The 18957-nt window shown below is 62.2% G+C and carries 17 protein-coding genes; 2 read left to right on the top strand and 15 right to left on the bottom strand.

What is annotated here, in order from left to right; all coding sequences use genetic code 11:
* Positions 1-33 precede the first annotated feature (33 nt).
* Positions 34-1053 (top strand): UDP-glucose 4-epimerase GalE, encoded by a 1020-nt coding sequence (galE, locus tag HBH1_RS10700; RefSeq protein ID WP_006461302.1) that lies wholly within the window; start codon positions 34-36, stop codon positions 1051-1053.
* A 17-nt stretch (positions 1054-1070) separates the two neighbouring features.
* Here galE and HBH1_RS10695 read toward each other — a convergent pair whose 3' ends face one another.
* The 15 genes from HBH1_RS10695 to rfbF form a co-directional block, all read right to left on the bottom strand.
* Positions 1071-2045 (bottom strand): NAD-dependent epimerase/dehydratase family protein, encoded by a 975-nt coding sequence (locus HBH1_RS10695; RefSeq protein WP_102662752.1) that lies wholly within the window; start codon positions 2043-2045, stop codon positions 1071-1073.
* Positions 2046-2091: 46 nt separating this feature from the next.
* Positions 2092-3204, bottom strand: coding sequence for a class I SAM-dependent methyltransferase (locus HBH1_RS10690; protein WP_158243293.1), 1113 nt, complete (start codon positions 3202-3204; stop codon positions 2092-2094).
* 150 nt (positions 3205-3354) lie between these two features.
* Positions 3355-4683 (bottom strand): FkbM family methyltransferase, encoded by a 1329-nt coding sequence (locus HBH1_RS10685; protein ID WP_102662750.1) that lies wholly within the window; start codon positions 4681-4683, stop codon positions 3355-3357.
* 63 nt (positions 4684-4746) lie between these two features.
* Positions 4747-5415, bottom strand: a complete 669-nt coding sequence (locus tag HBH1_RS10680; protein ID WP_006461298.1) for an LbetaH domain-containing protein — start codon at positions 5413-5415, stop codon at positions 4747-4749.
* Complete coding sequence (locus HBH1_RS10675) at positions 5412-6134, bottom strand: nucleotidyltransferase family protein (protein ID WP_158243291.1); 723 nt, start codon at positions 6132-6134, stop codon at positions 5412-5414. Before HBH1_RS10675 ends, HBH1_RS10680 begins: the two co-directional genes overlap by 4 nt.
* Positions 6131-6694: a D-sedoheptulose-7-phosphate isomerase gene (locus HBH1_RS10670; RefSeq protein ID WP_006461296.1), complete on the bottom strand. Its 564-nt coding sequence runs from the start codon at positions 6692-6694 to the stop codon at positions 6131-6133. Before HBH1_RS10670 ends, HBH1_RS10675 begins: the two co-directional genes overlap by 4 nt.
* A gap of 25 nt (positions 6695-6719) precedes the next feature.
* Positions 6720-7559, bottom strand: a complete 840-nt coding sequence (locus tag HBH1_RS10665) for an SDR family oxidoreductase (protein ID WP_102662839.1) — start codon at positions 7557-7559, stop codon at positions 6720-6722.
* Between the two features lie 79 nt (positions 7560-7638).
* Entirely contained in the window at positions 7639-8385 is a 747-nt protein-coding gene (locus tag HBH1_RS10660; RefSeq protein ID WP_102662748.1) for an SDR family NAD(P)-dependent oxidoreductase, read from the bottom strand.
* Complete coding sequence (locus tag HBH1_RS10655; RefSeq protein ID WP_102662747.1) at positions 8375-9214, bottom strand: sugar phosphate isomerase/epimerase family protein; 840 nt, start codon at positions 9212-9214, stop codon at positions 8375-8377. Before HBH1_RS10655 ends, HBH1_RS10660 begins: the two co-directional genes overlap by 11 nt.
* The gene (locus HBH1_RS10650; protein ID WP_006461292.1) at positions 9214-9960 is read right to left on the bottom strand and encodes an SDR family oxidoreductase; all 747 of its coding nucleotides are present in this window, start codon (positions 9958-9960) and stop codon (positions 9214-9216) included. Before HBH1_RS10650 ends, HBH1_RS10655 begins: the two co-directional genes overlap by 1 nt.
* Before the next feature lie 7 nt (positions 9961-9967).
* Entirely contained in the window at positions 9968-11761 is a 1794-nt protein-coding gene (locus HBH1_RS10645) for a thiamine pyrophosphate-binding protein (protein WP_102662746.1), read from the bottom strand.
* Positions 11762-11861: 100 nt separating this feature from the next.
* Positions 11862-13763, bottom strand: a complete 1902-nt coding sequence (locus HBH1_RS10640) for an N-acetylneuraminate synthase family protein (RefSeq protein WP_102662745.1) — start codon at positions 13761-13763, stop codon at positions 11862-11864.
* Positions 13760-15103 carry a GHMP family kinase ATP-binding protein gene (locus HBH1_RS10635; RefSeq protein ID WP_102662744.1) on the bottom strand — a complete coding sequence of 448 codons (1344 nt, stop codon included), beginning with the start codon at positions 15101-15103 and terminating at the stop codon, positions 13760-13762. The genes HBH1_RS10640 and HBH1_RS10635 overlap by 4 nt, the downstream gene beginning before the upstream one ends.
* Before the next feature lie 17 nt (positions 15104-15120).
* Positions 15121-16434, bottom strand: coding sequence for a lipopolysaccharide biosynthesis protein RfbH (gene rfbH / locus HBH1_RS10630; RefSeq protein ID WP_006461286.1), 1314 nt, complete (start codon positions 16432-16434; stop codon positions 15121-15123).
* Positions 16435-16473: 39 nt separating this feature from the next.
* Positions 16474-17244, bottom strand: a complete 771-nt coding sequence (rfbF, locus tag HBH1_RS10625; protein WP_006461284.1) for a glucose-1-phosphate cytidylyltransferase — start codon at positions 17242-17244, stop codon at positions 16474-16476.
* 303 nt (positions 17245-17547) lie between these two features.
* Between rfbF and HBH1_RS10620 the strand changes: the two genes are divergently transcribed.
* Positions 17548-18951, top strand: coding sequence for a CDP-glycerol glycerophosphotransferase family protein (locus HBH1_RS10620; RefSeq protein ID WP_006461283.1), 1404 nt, complete (start codon positions 17548-17550; stop codon positions 18949-18951).
* Positions 18952-18957: the final 6 nt, after the last annotated feature.

Genomic DNA, 18957 nt, shown 5'->3' with positions numbered 1-18957 from the left:
CTCCGGGTTACACACCCGGAGAACTGTCAGCTCATGAACATCCTCGTCACCGGCGGCGCCGGTTATATCGGCTCGCACACCTGCGTGGAACTGCTCAATGCAGGCCACGAAGTCATCGTCTTCGACAACTTCTGCAACAGCAGCCCGGAATCGGTCAAGCGGGTACAGCAGATCAGCGGCAGGCAGGTCTCCCTGGTCAAGGGCGACATCCGCAATCGCGACCAGCTCGAGAGCGTGCTGCGCGAATTCAAGTGCGATGCGGTCATCCACTTCGCTGGCCTGAAGGCGGTGGGCGAATCGGTGGAAAAGCCGCTGATGTACTACGACAACAACGTGGTCGGCACAGTGCGCCTGCTGGAAGCGATGGAAGCGACCGGCGTGAAGACCATCGTCTTCTCCTCCTCGGCCACGGTCTACGGTGATCCGCAATACCTGCCGCTGGATGAAGCCCATCCGCTGTCGGCCAGCAACCCCTACGGCCGCAGCAAGATCGTCATCGAGGATATGCTGCGCGACTATTACCGCGCCCATCCCGACTGGAAGATCGCGCTGCTGCGCTATTTCAATCCGGTTGGCGCACACGAGAGTGGCCTGATCGGTGAAGACCCCAACGGCATTCCCAACAACCTGATGCCCTTCGTGGCGCAGGTCGCCATCGGCCGCCGCGAGAAACTCAATATCTGGGGTGGCGACTATGCCACACCCGATGGCACGGGCGTGCGCGACTTCATCCACGTCGTGGACCTGGCCCATGGCCACGTCGCTGCCCTGCAGGCACTGACCACGCCGCAATGCTTCTCGGTCAACCTCGGCACCGGCATCGGCTACAGCGTGCTGGACGTGGTCAAGGCCTACGAAAAGGCCTGCGGCAAGACCTTGCCCTATACCATCGCCGATCGTCGTCCTGGCGATATCGCCTCCTGCTACGCCGATCCGGCCCAGGCCAGGGAAAAGCTCGGCTGGGAGGCCCGCCTCGGTCTGGACGCCATGTGCGCGGATTCGTGGCGCTGGCAGCAGAAGAATCCCAACGGCTTCAAGGACAGCGCCACCTGACTCCGGTCAAAGGCGACTCAGCTGCGTTGCCGCAGGGACTGGACCGTGTCCGCGATGGCCTGGCGCAAGCCGCGCACTGGCGGCGCGCCCAGTGCCTGGGCCTTGGTGATATCGGGAATGTAGCGGTTGCGGCCCGGATTGTCGGCAACGGCCTTGGCCATGATGCGTACCGGCTTGTCCGGTGCAACCAGCTCTCGCACCAGTCCGGCCAACTCGGCCACCGTCACCGCCTCGGACGAACCCACGTTGTAGGCCTCGCCGGCCTTGCCTTCGCGCAGCAAGAACGTCAGCCACTGCGCAAGGTCGGCCTGGTGCATGTAGGAACGTACCGGGCTGCCATCCCCACCGACCACAATTTCCTGCCCGTACAAGGCATCTCGGATGAAGTTGCCGATGGCGAAATGCGCGTTCAACGGCAGATCTTCGCCGACAAAGGCGAAGCAGCGTGCCACTACCGCCTCGAACCCGTATTGCGCCGCATACAGCGCGCACAGGTGCTCCGCCTGGCGCTTGGCGAGGCTATAGACATTACCGGGATTGAGCGGGTCGGGCATGCTGTGCAGATGTTCTGGCATCGCCACCATGTCGGCAGGCTGCGGCCCATAGGCACCACCTGAACTGGTCAGCAGGAAGCGCGAGGCGCCGGTGGTTGCCGCCAGCTCCAGCATATGGCGCGTGCCCGCTGCGATCTGGTCGTACCGTTCCAGCGGCGTCAGCCTCGCTGCATCGGTGGAATCAGCCGCAGCATGCAGGATGTGACTAAAACGGTCGGTGTGCGGCAAGGTCTGCGGCGACAGGATGTCGCCCTCGTGAAAGCGCAGCCAGGGCAAGCCATCGAATTCCGGATGCTGGTCGAGAAAGCGCCGCGGCGCGCGACTGAGCACGACGATCTGGGCGAAGTCCGGCGTGCCGCTCTCCAGTGCCCTGCCAAGGAAATGGCGCAGCAGTGCCTTACCGAAAAAACCCGTCCCGCCAGATATCAGCAATTTCATTGCTTCTCCTTTCATGTTGCGTCCGCCCGCATGATCGTCGCGGATATCAGAACACCAGCACCTTCTGTGCCCCAGCTTCGGCCAGCATTCGTCCTATCGTCTCGCCCCCCCACGATACGGTCACCACAATGGGCAGTCCGGCATGCTCGCGCAGCGCGGCATCACGGTCCATGAAACGGTATTGCCCGGCATAGGCCGATTGCGACAGCGCTTCCCAGCGCGCATCGATCACGGCACGCACCCGGCAGGCAGACAGCGGCCCGCCGGCCGCGCGCGAGCGGAAGAAATTATCGCCAAAACCATAGACCACGATCTCCTGCCCGGGGACAAACTGCGCCGCCATCCTGCCTGCGCGGTCGCGCTCTTGCGCAAGATAGGAGGCCAGCGCCTGCGGCAGGCCACGCGGCGCCTCCAGACCAGCCGCGCTGTCGCCCCCTGCTGCGCCGATGACATAGCAGGCGGGGAAGGGATTGCCATCCTTGTAGGTGAAATCCTGGCGACCAGCCTGGCGGATTCCCAGACCCCAGCTTCGTACTACATCCGACAAGGACGCGAGGGAGAAATGATTCACGTGCAGGCGATCGAAGTAATAGCAGAACTCCCGGCGCGGCGCGGACGCATAGTGCGCCGCATCCGGTACCTCGATGTAGATCTTGCCGCCCGGCGCAAGCTTGCCGACGATGGCGGAAAAATCCTTGAGGTCGACGATGTGTTCCAGCACGTGCGACAGGATGATCACGTCGAACTGTTGATCGATTTCCTGCCACGAACGATTGAAGCGGATGCGCGGATGCGCGCCACGCCCACCCGGCGCATCCTCCTTGACGTTGGGATCGCTGCCGGCATAGCGATGCTGCGGAAAACGCGCCACCAGGGTGCGCAACAGGCCTGCCTCGCCGCATCCCACGTCGAGGACATCCAGCGCCTCCGGACCACCGAGGATGGCGGCCAGGGTATCGGCCTGCGTGACATAGCGCCTGGCGTCCAGCTCGGAAATCTCCGCGTGGACCGACATCTGGTCATTGGTATTGGCGGCGTAATAGCGGTCATAGGCTTGCGCATCGACCGGTGCCACGTAGGCGAAATCGCAGGCTGCACAGACGGATACCGTAATGTCGGAGGGCAGCCCTGCACGCTGCGACAATGAGAGCGACAGCAAGGGTTGCTCGGGCAGGGAGCCGCAAAGGGGACAGGCGCACAGGGGGGGGCGTGTCCAATGGCGGGTATCGGAATGGGGATGGTCCATGGCGTCAAGTCCAGGTCGGAAAACAAGGCGGGAGCGCAGTGCCCGGCACCGCGCTGCGCATCATCAATAGAAATAGAACGACGAGTCGTCCATCAGATCGGAGTAGTGACGCAGTCCCACCTTGTAGTCCGGACGAATCCGCTTGACCTCGTCAAGCAGTTTCCAGAGGTCGGACGCCCGGTGATAGGCACACACGCATAGCTTGGGCCGCTGCGCCCGGATGGTGTCGGCCGCGCCCTTGAGCGCTTCTTCCTCGGCACCTTCGATATCAAGCTTGAACAGCGTCACCGGGCCGGTGATGATGTCGTCCAAACGTATGGTCTGGATGTAGGAGACGATGTCATTGGGGATGGGATTGTCGATCTCCTGCAGCAGGTCGAACGACATCGCGGGACGATAGGTGAATTTCTGGTACGACGACGACAGGCCGAGATTGTAGAAAAACACCTCGGGCCGGTCGGCATGTCGTTTCAGGCCATCGTAATACGCCGGCAACTCCGGTTCGAACAGGTAGGCATGGGTCACCTTGCCCAGGCGCTGTTCCATGCGCTCCAGGCTGTCGCCGTTGAAGGCGCCGGCATCGACGTAGTAGGCCATGTCGGCTGGCTGGACAAAATCCGCATCGAGGTATTCATCGGCGAAAGGCGACTTGATGGCATCAGCCACCTGGGTGGCCAAGGTACGGCGCATCCGGATCAGACCGTCGAAGACCTGGCGCGAACGCTCGTCGTCCAGTGCCAGGAAGGCCGAGATGAAACGCATGGCGTCGGTGTCGAGTACGTCGACGAAGGAGCGGAAATCGCTCTCGGCATTATGCGAGGTACGCAGTGCGAACATCAGTTCGTGCATGTTCTTCACATGCTTCCAGCCCAGCCCCTGCAACTGCGCCATGATGACGTTGCTGTAGCGACCGCTGGCCACGACCACGGACTCGTTCTCGCCATCGATCTGCCCGGGACCACCGATGAGGATGCCATCGATGCGCTTGCCATGCTTATCGCTACTGTTATCGATGAAGCCCTTCACCTCGATCCCGCGTTCCACGCAGAACCGCGCAACCTTCGCCCCCAGCTTGTGGGCACCGAAGATGTACAACCCACGGTCCACACTGAATGCCCCTGCCAGCGCCGCCTCCAGCGTGGCGCTGGCAGCCGGGCGGTTGGCGTCGGCCAGGGCCAGGATCTCGGGATAGCGATGCAACTGTCTGAGCAGCTCGAACTTCTCCCGCGCTGCCAGCACCACATGCTCGCCGCACTCCGAGAGGCGCTGGTCGCCAAGGCGGAACGGCAGCACGACCGCGCCGCCATCGGGCCGGGCGATGCTCAGGAAGTAATCCGTGTCGGCCTGCAGATCGTTGGCGTTCATGCCGGCTGCGTCAATTCCCTTGAACATTCTTTCCTCGCGATGAAATGGAGGGCGCCGGGTGACGACGCCGCAATGCCTGATGCCTGATGCCTAGGCCGACGGTACGTTGAAATAGCGCTCGGCCAGGCTCTCGCGTCCCCGTGGACGGATGACGAGTCCCGTCGGCCCGTTGTAGACCACGCTGTCCGCCGGAATCTCACGATCGAACACCAGCGTATTGGCACCGATGGAAGAGCGCGCACCGATGGGCTTGTTACCGATGATCTGCGCGCCAGCGGTCAATGCCACACATTCACCGATCTTCAACTCCGGATCGGTATTGACGGTCACGTTCTGCAGTATCACCAGGAAATTGGAATACTGCGCATGGCCGAGCACGCTGCCCACCGGATGGTTGAGGAAGAAGATCTCGGGCAGCGCCAGCTTGTAGGAGCAGAACACGCCGTTGAGCGCCTGGTTCAGCAGCATCAGCTTGTCGCACAAGGCTTGATTCTGCGACCGCTTCCAGAGGCTGTTGCCCATGAAATACAGCAAATGGCAGTACTGGCCCGAATGCAGGTGCGACAACTGCACCTTGCCATCGACCACGAAGCCGCGGATCGAGACGAACTTCAGGCAATACTCCAGCCGCTGCAAGGCCTCATCGAAGGCGGCATCGACATCCGCGCCGGCAAACGCGTAACGGTCAGGAAAAAAACGGTCGAGCTGCTGGCCCATGTAGGCCTTGAACTCCTCTACCGGCATGGACAGATCCATCATCGCGCAGGGCCCTCCCCGGCAACGTCCCGCCGTGGCAGTGGCAGTTCGTATTGGGCGCGCGCGAGATCTTCCGGCACTCCCATGTCGATGAAATAGGCATCGGTCTGCATGCCGTAGATGGCTGCCGTATCGAGCTTGCCGGCCAGCACATCGAGCTCGAAGCTGAAGGCGGCGTCGGTGCTGTCAGCGAACACGCGGGCATGGACGTGATAGACGCCGGAGTTGATCAGACCCGCCTGGCCCACACCCTTTTCCCGAAAACCCAGCACGCGTGCAGCCTGGTCAATCTCGACGCGCCCGAAGCGAGAGGTATCGGCCATGTATTTGAGCGCCATGGCAACATCGGCCGCCTTGTCACGGGCGAAAGCGGCCAATGCACCGGCATCCAGGTCGAGCAGGGTGTCGCCGTTGACGACGATGGCTTCTTCAATCTCGTGCGAACGCATGGCATGACGGATCGCGCCGCCGGTTCCCAGCGGCTGCGGCTCCACCGAATAGACCACGGGGACACCACGCCACTGGCTGCCGTAGAGCGCCCTGATCTTTTCCCACTGGAAGCTGACGGCCAGCACCAGCTCACTGGCACCACCCTCCACCAGCCGGTCCAGCACGTAGGACAGGAAGGGACGGCCGGCCACGGGAATCATGGGCTTGGGCGTCTCCCGGGTCAGCTCGCCCAGGCGGGTTCCCAGTCCACCGCACAGGACGATGGCCTTCATACAGGCTCCGGCCGGAAGATCCGTTGTTCGATGTGCGCACACAGGGCATGTTCGATGACCAGGTGACATTCCTGAATGCGCGGTGTGGAAGCCGACGGCACGCACAGGCAATGATCGGACAGGGCCTTGAGCTTGCCACCCGATTGTCCGGTGAGGCCGACGACCTTGATGTCCTTCTGGCGGCAGGCCTCGATGGCGTGCAGGATGTTTTCCGAATTGCCACTGGTGGAAATGGCGATGAACAGGTCACCTGCACACCCATTGGCCAGCACCTGGCGGGCGAACACTTCCTTGTAGCCATAGTCATTGCCGATGGCCGTGAGGATGGAGGAATCGGTGGTCAGCGCGATGGCCGATAGAGGCGGCCGGTCGAAATAGAATCGGCTGACGAGTTCGCCGGCAAAATGCTGGGCGTCGGCGGCACTGCCGCCATTGCCGGCGATCAGTATCTTGTTGCCGCGTTGATAGGTCTGCACGCACAGCTCGCCGATGGCCTGCAACTCCGCATTGAGGGCGGCATCCCCCAGGAAGGCCTGGAAGACCTGCAGCGATTCCTGCATGTGCAGGGACAGTCCATTGGATGAGTTACCAGACACTTCTGCCTCCATCGACGACCAGGTTGGTTCCATTCAGATAGCTTGATGCATCCGAGCAGAGGAAGGCAATCGCGCCACGATATTCGTCAGGCCGGGCCATGCGCCCCATGGGAATGAGCTTGACCAGCTTGCTGACGAACACATCGTTCTGCCCGGCGTACACACCGCCCGGTGAAAGCGAATTGCAGCGCACGCCCTGCTCGCACCAATAGGTGGCCAGGTACTTGGTCAACCCGATCAGGCCGTGCTTGACCACCGAGTAGGTCACCGGCTTGACCGGCTGCAGATGCGGCGCGCGGCCCTCGACCTGGTACAGCCGCTGATCCGGCGCGATGACCCCGAGGTCGGAGGCGATATTGACGATCACCCCGCCACCGGCCTGCGCCATGTGCGCACCGAATACCTTGGAACAGTTGAAAGCGCCGCCCAGACCGACATCGATATCGAGCTGCCATTGATCGGAAGGGAAATTTTCCAGACGCGAGAAATTCATCCCGTCCGCATCTTCCACCTTGGGATTGCGGGCAGCGTTGTTGATCAGGATAGCGATTGCGCCGTGCTGCTGGAGGATGGCCTCACGCGCGGCCTGTACCTGGTCCAGCCGGGTGATGTCGGTCTGCAGGACCAGCACATCGATGGCGAACTCGTCGCGCAGCGCGCGGGCGTTTCTTTCCAGGCCGGCGGGGTCGATATCGAGCAATACCGGCTGCCCTCCCAGGCTGGCAATAGTCGCTGCGTGCTGGTAACCCAGCATGCCGCCACCGCCGGTGATGACAGCGACTTTGCCTTGCAGGTCGAACAGGTCTTTGCTGGAAACGGGATTGGACATAGCCTTGATCTTTGCCACAGAGAAAATGAAAGGACGCTCGCCATCAGGCATGCCAGCTGGCCAGCGCCGGGACGGCCGCTCAACTGCGCAGCTGCCCTCCATCGAGGACGAACACGGCACCGGTCGCGAAGCTGGTGCGCGCCGAGCACAGGAAGAGCACCATGTCGGCCACTTCCTCGGGGGTACCGAAACGGGCCAGTGCGACATCGCGCTCCAGCATCTCGGTCACCTTCTCGGGCGCGGCCTTGACCTTGCGTTCCCAACTGCCGCCCTCGAAGAGGATATTACCCGGTGCCACCGCATTGATGCGCACGCCCTCCTTGGCCAGGTAACGCGCCGCGCTGCGCACGAAACTGTCGACCGCAGCCTTGGAAGCCGAATAGGCCGTCGGCGCACCCAGCTCGGCGCTGCCGCAGATGGACGAAACGCACACGATGGCCGCACCTTTCTTCAGGAAGCGACGCGCGGCGTGAACCGTGTTGGTCGTGGCCAGCAGATTGAGCTGCAAGACCCGCAACCACTCTTCTTCCGATTCGGTACCGGGTGGCACCGAGGTGCCGCTGCCGACGTTGCACACCAGCAGATCCAGCTGACCATGAACGGCAACGGCGCGCTCCACCACCGAGGCGGCGCCGGCCGCAGTGGTGACGTCACCGGCCACGCCGATGCCACCGATCGCATGCGCGGTGGCCTCCAGCCTGGAGGGGTCGCGGCCGTTGAGCAGCACCTGGCAAGCTTCACCTGCCAGGGCGGCGGCGATCTGCCGGCCTATGCCCTGCGAAGAGCCGGTGACCAGGGCCACCTTGCCGCGCAGATCAAGTTCCATAGTGGCGGCTCAATAGCCCGGTCACCATCTGCACATACCGCGCCAGGGCACCGGCATGGTCGCCGTCGTCGGCGCGGGCGGTCTGCAGGATGAAGCTTCCGGCGTAGTGTCGGCGCGCCAGGCCGGCCATCACCTTCTCGAAGTCGGCGTCGCCGGTCCCCAAGGGGACGGTGGTTCCGCCCAGCTTGCGATCCTTGACGTGGACATTGACGATGCGCTCGCCATAGGCGGCAAATTCTTCATCGGGATCGAAGCCCAGGCTGGCGCTGTTGCCGATATCGTAGTTGACGTTGAAGACGTCAGCCGGCAACAGGGCCATGAAGGCCCGATAGTCATCCGGACCATAGTCAGTCTCGAAGATCACCTGCACCCCGGTGGCACGCAGCACCTCTGCCCGTTCCAGCAGATGGCGTACCAGCACATCGCGTTGTTCCGGTGTCTCCAGGCGGCCGTTGTCCACCAGCGGCACCACGACGAAGCGCACCTCCAGGCGCGCAGCCGCGGCCAGCACCAGATCAAACTTGCGCAGCAGTTCGCTGCGTTGCTGGCCCTCGTATTTCCAGAACGGCATCTGCATGAAGCAGTCGCCTGTCAACGAGTGGACGGCCACGCCATGGCTTGCCATCAATGCCCGTATTTCGGCCTGACCTTGTTCAGTGATGAAGGGGTTCTGCTCCAGACGCTCGTCGTCCAGGGTCCATTCCATTGCCGTCAGGCCCAGCGCCTGGGCACGCGGAAACTCGAGTTGCCAGGTATCCCAGGGAAAGGCCTGGATCTTGCCGTCGATACGATCGACCAGGCGTCCCTGCATGAATCCTATGTTGTTCATCACAATCCTTTTGCAGTCCATCCGCCATCGACGATGAGGTCGGTGCCGGTGACGTATTTGCTGGCTGGCGAAGCCAGGAAGATGGCGGCGCCTACCAGGTCCTCGGGCTGTCCCCACCGTCCCAGCATGGTATGACCGGCGCGCTGTTCATGCAGCACCGGGTCGGCATGGCTGGCGGCGGTCATGGCGGTCTGGACATAGCCTGGCACCAGGCAGTTGACGCGCACCTGGCTCGGCCCCAGATCCAGCGCCAGTGCCTTGCTCATCATGCGCAGACCACCCTTGGCGGCGACGTAGGCGGGATTATTGGGAAAGGCCATGAGCGAGCCGATGCTGGTGACCGTGATGATCGAACCCTGCCCGCGTGCGGCCATGCGGCGTCCGGCGTTGGCGCAGCAGTCGTAGGCGCTGCTGAGGTTGCTGGCAAGGGTGGCGTTGAAGGTCTCGCTCGATTGCATACCGCCCTGGGAAGGCAGGGTAATCCCGGCCACGTGCAGGTAGACGTCGATGGCGCCAAACTCGGCCTCGACATCATCGAACAGCCCAGCCACGGCGGCCGGAGCGCATACGTCGCAGCGACGGTAGTCGAAGCGCGCATCGGCAGCGGCATCCGAACGCCCGAAGCCCACCACCCTGGCGCCGGCATCGACCAGGCCATTGGCGATTGCATGACCGATACCGCGCGAGGCACCGGCCACCACGGCGACCTTGCCCTGCAGGGAAAAGAGAGAAAGGATGTCGCTCATTGCGAACTCATTCACCGATCAGCGGGATGAGCATGTTGCTGCGCAGCTCTTCGCGGTCGAGGAAGGGGAACAGGTCTTCCAGCGGCGACGATTCCATCTTGCCGTTGGCGCCCTGGCGGGTGGCAATACGCGGGATACGCGGCTCTTCCGGCAGCACCATGACCTCGCACAGCAGCGGACCGTCGCCGGCCAGTGCCTGCTTGAGCTGCTCGGACAAGCGCGCGCCTGACTCGATGCGGATGAACGGCACGCCATAGGCGCGGGCCAGGGTTTCCAGGTCGGGCAGCGCCATTCCGCTGCTGGCATCGGCTCCGACCAGGCGCTTGAAATAGTTGGTCTGCGAGGTGCGGATCGAAGCGTAACCGGCGTTGTTGATGACGAAGCATTTCACCGGCAATTGCAGGCTGGCCATGGTTGCCAGTTCCTGCACGTTCAGTTGCAGACCGCCGTCACCCTCCACGCAGATGGTGCGCTGGCGGCCCGCCGCCAGGCAGGCGCCGACGGCCGCCGGCACGCCGAAGCCCATGGCGCCGGTGCCACGGTTGTGGAAGCAGCGCTGGCCTGGTTTCAGGCGCAATGCCAACAGGAACAGTTCCACCGAGAAGCCGGCACTGCCGGTGGCGATGACGTCGCCCTCGGCCATCTCGGAGGAGAGTGCATCGGTGAAGTGATACAGGCTAAGCGGTCCTTCGGTGGTGATCTGCTCGGGCTGCAGCAGGGGATACTTCTGCTTCCAGCCGGCAATGCGCTCCAGCCATGCTGCGTAGGACGGCAGGGTCGGCTGGCGATCGAGCGCCGCGTGCAAGGCCACCAGATAATCCTTGGCATCGGCCACCACAGGCAGGGCGATTTCCATCTTCATCTTGCGAATCTCGGCGACGTCGATATCGACCATGATCTTCACGGCACCGCGGGCAAAGCGGTCATGCGCGTAGGCCGTCATCGCCATGTCCAGACGGGCGCCCACCACCAGGATCAGGTCGGCGTTCTGCAACGCGAAGTTGGCCCAGCGCGGCGCGATCGAACCAGGACGACCGGCGTACAGGGGATGGTCTTCCTCGATGATGTCCATGCCCAGCCAGGTGGTCAGCACCGGCACGCCGGCGCGATCGAGGAAATCGCGCAGTTCCGGAACGGCGCCTGCAATGCGCACGCCGCTACCGGAGATGACCACCGGACGTTGTGCCTTGCGCAACAATGCGAGGGTTGCCTCGGCCTCGCTGCGCAGGTCTGCGCGCGGGGCTTGCACCGCTGCCGGCGCCCGGCGCAGGGTGGCCGGATCGACTTCCATGGCCTGCACGTCCAGCGGCACATCCAGCCAGACCGGGCCACGACGGCCACTCATGGCGGCCTGTTCCAGCTCGTCGAAGACCACGCCCACGTCTTCCGGGCGCAACAGGGTCACGGCCTTCTTGGTGATGGAAGACACCATGGTGACGATATCGGCTTCCTGCACGCCCAGCATGCGCAGTTCGGTACCGGCCTTGAGGTCGGCGGTCTTGACCTGACCGGAGACGAAGAATACCGGTGTCGAATCCAGCCAGGCGCCGAGGGTGGCGGTAATGACGTTGGTCGCGCCCGGGCCGCTGGTCACCAGGCAGGCACTGGGGCCGGCCAGCAGCTTGCCGGCGGCTTCCGCGGCGATGCCGGCAGCCTGCTCGTGCAGGCAGAGCACCGGTTCCAGCTGCGGGTGAAGGCCCAGGGCGTCGTTGAGGTGCATGGCCCCGCCACCCGGCAGGAAGAACACCTGGCGGATGCCCAGTTCGGCCAGGCGGGACATGATGTAATCGGCGACGCGCATTTCAATTCCTTCAATGGCTGGGAGCCGTTGGCAGGCTCATCCTTGCCACCGGTTCAAGAGTTGACTTCAGCGTCTTTTAACGGCACGAAGTCCATTTTGTTTAGTTCAGCGAGGCCAGATATTCAAGCGCCGACCAGAATCCGGCGCCGTGGTCCTTGTGCCCTTGCCATACCTCGGGGATGAATCCCATACCCGGGCAGGCAGCGATCTTCTTCCAGCTGGCGGGCCAGTCGACGTCGCCGGTGCCCATCACCACGCCTTCGCCGTTGGTCCCCTTGGCGTCGGCGACGTGCAGATGCGCCGAATAGGGCAACAGCAGGGCCAGGGATTGCTGGAAGTCCAGGCCGAAGTGGTTGCAGGTCATCTGCAGGTGCGACAGGTCCAGGCACAGCCGCATGTTCATGGCGCGCGCCTGGGCTGCCAGCTCATCGGGCATCATGAAGATGTTCTGATGACGCTGGCCGCCGAAGTGCCAGGGGAAAGGCGCCATGTTCTGCGGGACCAGTTCGGTGCGGCCGAAATCGATCTGTGCGCACGATGCCAGGAAACGCTCATACAAGACCTTGCGATGTGCCAGCGGGAACGGTGCATCGGCGGAGAAGCCGCCGACATTGGCCACGATCAGCAAGGAATCAGCCTGGGGGAAGAACTCGGCGATGCGATGCGTGGCATCGACCACGCGCTGCAGGTTGTCGATGGAACGCTGGCGATAGGCTTCGTCGTCCGCGGCCAGGTCCAGCAGTTCGCTGTTCTCGAACAGTTCCGGCGCATGCACCACCAGTCGGGTGCAGGCGACCTGCGTCAGATAGGGAGCAGGATCGACCCCAAGGTCGCGATACGACAGGTGGAACTCGAACAGGTCCGGCTTGACCCAGGTCTCGTACTGACGGAAATCGTGATAACGCACCGGCACGCCCCATTTCACAGGGAAGTGGTAGCGGCGGTCGATGCTGAGTTTTTCGCGCAGATCGCTTTCGAACAGGAATTCACCCTGGGCGATGGCGCGATTGGCCGGCTTGCCCAGCAATTCGACCAGCTTGTAGGGCGCCAGGCCCTGGCCCGGACTGGCCACGCGCAAGGCACTTTCGCTGAATACCTCGCCTTCGGCGATGTCACGCGCGGCAATCACGCTCTTGGCGAGGTTTTCACGGTTGAGCAATTCACCCTGGCTGGCATGACGGCCGGGGCCGCTCCACGGCAGCGCTTTCTCGATCTGGCGGATACCGTCCACCAGCTGCCGGAACTCGGCCGGCTCCAGGCTGGCCAGGTGGTCCGGCCCTTCCATGTTGCGGTCCAGGGTGATGTGGCGCTCCACCAGCGACGCACCCAGCGCCACGGCGGCCAGGGTCACGGCGGTGCCACGCTCGTGGCCCGAATAGCCGATGACGCCATGCAATTGCTTCAGGCGGGCGATATACCCCAGCTGGATATCGGACTCCGGCGCCGGATAGGTGCTGTTGCAATGCAGGAGCGCGAACGGCACCTGCAAGCTCTTGAGCTGATCGATGGCGCGCACGATTTCATGCTCGAAGGACATGCCGGTGGACAGCACCAGCGGCTTGCCCAGGCTGGCCGCCTTGCGAATCAGGTAGGGATTGCACAGGTCGGCCGAGGCGATCTTCAGGGCCGGGACATCGAAGCCTGCCAGCACGTCGACGCTGGGCTCATCCCAGGGCGTGCACATGTAGGTGATGCCGCGCTGGGCGCAATAGTCGCGCACGGCGCGATGATCTTCGATGCTCAGTTCGACCTTGTTGAGCAGGTCCTGGATATATTCGACACCGAGGTCTTCCGCCACCGAGCCGTCGGCCTTGGTGCGATACAGCGCGCTACGATCGCGCAGCTGGAATTTGGCGCAGTCGGCACCGGCCTCGATGGCCGCGTCCACCAACTGCTTGGCCAGTTCCAGCGAACCGTTGTGGTTGTTGCCGATTTCGGCGATGACGAAGACGCGTGCCCCGCCGATTTCATGTCCATCGATGGAAAAAACGGTATTGCTCATAGGATTTTGGTGCGCCAGGAAACGACACCCTCATTTTCAAATTTGAAGATCGACAGCTTGCAGTTCAGGTCCTTGAGGCGCTTGGCCAGTTGCTGGCGATACTGCGGCTGCACGAAAAACAGGAAGAACCCACCCGCGCCGGCACCCAGCAGTTTGCCACCCAGCGCGCCGGCTTGCATCGCCGATTCGTAGATATGGGCCAGTTCGGGATTGCTGATGTCGGCGGAAAGACCGCGCTTGAGCTGCCAGGCCTTGTCCAGGCAACGACCGAAGTCCATCAGTTCGCCGCGGAGGAGATGGCGATGCATCTCCCGGCACAAGGCCACCATCTCGGTCAGTTGCTCGGCCTTGTTCTCGTTGGAGTAGGTCTCGCGCTGCTTCTTGTGCAGCGTGCCGGAATCATGCTTGATGCGCGAATCGCAGAGGATCAGGCATTCTTCCAGTTCGTTGACGGTCGCGGCTTCCAGGCGGATCGCATGGACCAGGTTCTTCTTGTCACCCAGTTCGATCAGGTTGAAACCGCCGAAGGCTGACGCATACTGGTCCTGCCAGCCACCTGCCACACCGAAGCAGACACGCTCGGCCTGGAAAGCCAGTTCAGCCACTTCATAAGTGGTCCAGCGGTCCAGCCGCATTTCATTGAAGGCCGCAACCACGGCGGTTGCGACCGCGGACGAACCGCCCAGTCCGGAACCCACCGGGAAGTCGGAGCGCACATACAGGTCAAACCCATAGATCGGCTTGATCACCGATACCACTGCCGACAGCAGGTCCTGGCGGGGCGAAGCCAGCAGGTCCAGCAGCGAGGGGTAGTGGGTATGGGTATCGAGGTCTTCGGAATAGATGTGGATGTTGCGGTCGGCGCGCGGGATCAGGGTAGCGTGGGCATACAGCGCCACGGTGGTGCTCAGGACCGCACCGGGATGATCCACGAAGTAATAGGTCAGGTCCGATCCACCGCCGCCGAAGCTGATCCGCACCGGGGCGCGGGCGCGCGTGAGGACCGGAGCCTCGGGCGAAGCCAGCTCGTACTCCGGGGTGATCAGGTCCATCAAGCGGCCGTCCGGGGCGACCTTGGGAATGACAGTGAATCCCAGGTCCAGCAACTTCAGCATTTCCTCGCGACTGGCATTCATCCCGACGCTGCGGAAACTCTTGTTCATGCAGGCAGTGACGGCTTCATCGGTCTGGCCGCCGTTGAGCAGGAAGCGCCGCACGTCACCATTGGTGATCAGGCCCTTCAACTGGAGCTCACGATCGGTTACGAAGACGGTCTGGAAACGGCTCGCTTCAATCTTGTCGATGGCAGACAGCAAATCCTCGTCGTCGTAGACGATCATTTTTTCCAGAAGCTGGTTCAAAATGCGACCCCCAGGAAGCGTTCAAGATGATCAACCACGTGATCCAGATGACTTTCGGTCAGCCCAGGGAAGACACCGACCCAGAAGGTATCGTTCATGATGACATCGCTATTGCCCAGCTCACCGCTGACGCGATAGTTGCGCCCGATCATGTAGGGCTGGCGGGTCAGGTTGCCGGCGAACAACAGACGGGTGCCGATGCGCTGCTGGTCGAGGTAGGTCAGCAGGTCTACCCGTGACACCGGCGCGTTGGGGCGCAAGGTGATCGGGAAACCGAACCAGGACGGATCGGATTCCGGGGTGGCCTCCGGCAGGATCAGGAACTCCTCACAGCTCTTCAGACGTTGCTTGAGATAGGCGAAATTGCGCTTGCGGGCAGCCACGAAGTCATCCACCCGCTCCATCTGGGCCAGACCGCAGGCGGCCTGCATGTCGGTGATCTTGAGGTTGTAGCCCAGATGCGAATAGGTGTACTTGTGGTCGTAGCCTTCGGGCAGGTTGCCCAGTTTCCAGCAGAAGCGTTTCTGGCAGGTATTGTCCTTGCCCGGGGGGCAATAGCAGTCGCGCCCCCAGTCGCGGAAGGATTCGGCAATACGCTTGAGCTCGGGGTTGTTGGTGAACACCGCGCCGCCCTCGCCCATGGTGATGTGGTGCGCCGGATAGAAGCTCAGGGTACCGATGTCACCGAAGGTCCCCACCAACTGGCCACGATAGGTCGAACCCAGGGCATCGCAGCAATCCTCGATGAGCCACAGCCCGTACTTCTTGCACAGGCCGACCACCACGTCCAGGTTGTAGGGGTTGCCCAGCGTGTGGGCCAGCATGATGGCCTTGGTCTTGTCCGAAATGGCAGCCTCGATCCTGGCCGGGTCGATGTTGTAGGTCGGGATATCCACGTCCACGAACACCGGCACGGCGCCAAACTGCAGGATGGGGTTGACGGTGGTCGGGAAGCCGGCGGCCACGCCGATCACTTCATCTCCCGGCCGGATGGCGCGCGCGCCCAGGCTGGGCGAGGTCAGCGTCGAAAAGGCGATGAGATTGGCCGATGACCCCGAATTGACCGTGATCAGGTGCTGCACCCCCAGATACCGGGCCAGCTTGGCCTCGAAGGCATCGTTGAAGCGACCGGTGGTGAGCCAGCCATCCAGCACCGATTCGGTCATCAGTTCCAGTTCCCTGCTGCCGATCACCTTGCCTGCCGGGGCCACGGTAGTCACGCCGGGGACGAATGCCACCGGCTGGTGCGCCAGTTCGCCATACTGTTTCACCAGTGCGGCGATCTGCTTTCTCAACTGATCTTTATCCATGATGTTCTGTTTTGCTGTCTTGCGACCTGGTTACCCTGCTTACGTCCAGCGCTTCCACGGAGCGCGTCCGGACCACCACAGGTCTTCGAGATAGTTCTTGTCGCGCAGGGTGTCCATGGGCTGCCAGAAACCGTTGTGATAATGCACCCTGAGCTGGTCTTCCTTGGCCAGGCGCTCGATGGGCGCGCCTTCCCAGACGGTGGCATCCTGCTCGATATAGTCCAGCACGCGCGGCGAGAGGACGAAGAAGCCGGCATTGATCCAGCCGCCCTCCTCGGGCGGCTTTTCCTTGAAGCTCATGACCCGGTCGCCGTCCACGCTGAGCGTGCCGAAGCGCCCCAGCGGGCGCGCCCCGGTCACGGTCGCCATGCGGCCATGCTGGCGGTGATAGGCAATCGAGGCGGTGATGTCGATGTCGCCCACGCCGTCGCCATAGGTGAAACAGAAGTCGTCGTCACCGATATACTGGCCCACGCGCTTGAGACGCCCACCAGTCTGGGTGTCGGCGCCGGTATCGATGAGGGTCACCTTCCATGGCTCGGCATGCTTGTGATGCACTTCCACCGAGTTCTTGGCCAGATCGAACGTGACATCGGAGGTGTGCAGGAAATAGTTGGCAAAGTATTCCTTGATCACATAGCCCCGGTACCCGCAGCACACCACGAAGTCGGTCAGGCCATGGCTGGCATAGATCTTCATGATGTGCCAGAGAATGGGATTGCCGCCGACTTCCACCATCGGTTTGGGTCTGAGAGCCGTTTCTTCGCTGAGTCGAGTACCCAGTCCGCCGGCCAGGATGACAACCTTCATAAGCGCCTTTATTGAACTTTGATGCGATAATTCCAATAATTCGGCCCATTAAATCACACTTGAAAAACGGCCTATTTGGCGATTAGAAAGGTTTTTTTCAGCCTCACCCGCGCCTTCGTAGCTCATCCGGCGACCCGCCACCGCCGCGTTGGATGAATACGGATCAGCTGCGGCGGACGCCCGTCGAACCGTACCAAGAACGGGCCAATCTGATCCAACATGCTTCAATTCCAGACTTCTTCCTTAAAAATCCTGTATTTCCCCGAACAGGTCCCTGTTTAATCCTCTCACTCCGGAATCGCAATGAGCCAGAATGCAAACGACAACGCCCCGTCCTCCAAGGCACTGGAAGAAAAACTGGCGCAGATCGACGGCCGCCTTGACGGGCTGGAACACAGTTTGAGGCAGTTGATGACGACCACCCGCGTCATGGCCGAGACCCAGGCAAAGGGGATCGCCCAGATCGAACGGTCGATGCAGCAATTGCTGATCCCGCTGCATATTTCCTTGTCAAAACTGAAATCGACCACGCAACTGGTGTCGCGCAACGTCTATCGCGGCCCGCGCGAGGTGATCCGCGTGATCTTCCTTGTTCACAATGTGGAAACCTGGAACGCCCTGGATGAAATCTACCGGCTCATGCTGGAACACGAGCGTTTCGAGCCGGTGGTCGTGACCCTGAAGCGGGATTTTCTCAACGCACAGCGCTTTGGACAGGAAGAGATCAACTACAACGGCCTGATGCAGCTGGGCATCAAGCCGATCCGCTTCAACAGCAACGATCCGGTGGAAGAACTGGAACTGCTCAAGCTGATGAACCCGGACATCATCTTCCGGCAAGCGCCCTGGGATATCAGCATCCAGCCTGAATTCCGCTACAACGAAATCAACTTCGCCAAGGTCTGCATGGTGCCCTACGGTTTCGGTTCGGTGGCCATGCAGGATGAACACTACAACCACCACTTCATGCGCAACTGCTGGCGCATCTATGCCGAGTCGCCGCTGGCGCTGGATCGTGCGCGGGACTTCATCTTCGATTCCAACATGGTGGTGGCTGGAACGCCCAAATTCGACCAGATCATCCGTGCCAAGAGCGAGGCTGCCTGGCCACTGCCGATCGGCCCCGACAAGATCCGCATCATCTGGGCACCGCATCACAGCATGACCGCGGACTGGCTCAATTTCTCCACCTTCCGGAGCAACTACAAGCATTTCCTGCAACTGGCGCGCGAATGTCCGCACCTGGACATCGTCTTCAAGCCCCACCCGGCCCTGCTGGAAAAGGTCGTCGCCTATGGCTTCATGACGCAACCGGATCTGCGCAGCTATCTCGAAGAGTTTCTCGCCTTGCCCAACACCGCCATGGTCACCAACGGTGACTACGCGCCGCTGTTCTGGGGTTCGGACATCCTCATCACCGATGGCATTGGCTTCTTCGGGGAATACATGGTCACCGGCAAGCCCATCATCTGGACCGAGAACCCGGGGCACTTCCCCTTCAACCCGATCGGCGAGATGTTGCAGGAAGGCATGTATCGGGCCGGCGATTTCGAGGCTGTCGTGGGCTATCTGGAGCAACTCTGCGTGGAAAAACAGGACCCGCTCAAGGAGAAGCGCGAGGAAATCATCAAGCGCCTGTTGCCGCGCCCCGAGGGCAGCGCGCAATTCATCGTCAACGACCTCCTCAATGAAATGGACAAGCTGTAATCTCGC

This window comes from Herbaspirillum sp. BH-1 (assembly GCF_002870055.1).
GTDB classification, from domain to species: domain Bacteria; phylum Pseudomonadota; class Gammaproteobacteria; order Burkholderiales; family Burkholderiaceae_D; genus Herbaspirillum; species Herbaspirillum frisingense.
This window is presented reverse-complemented; position numbering and strand designations above follow the sequence as displayed.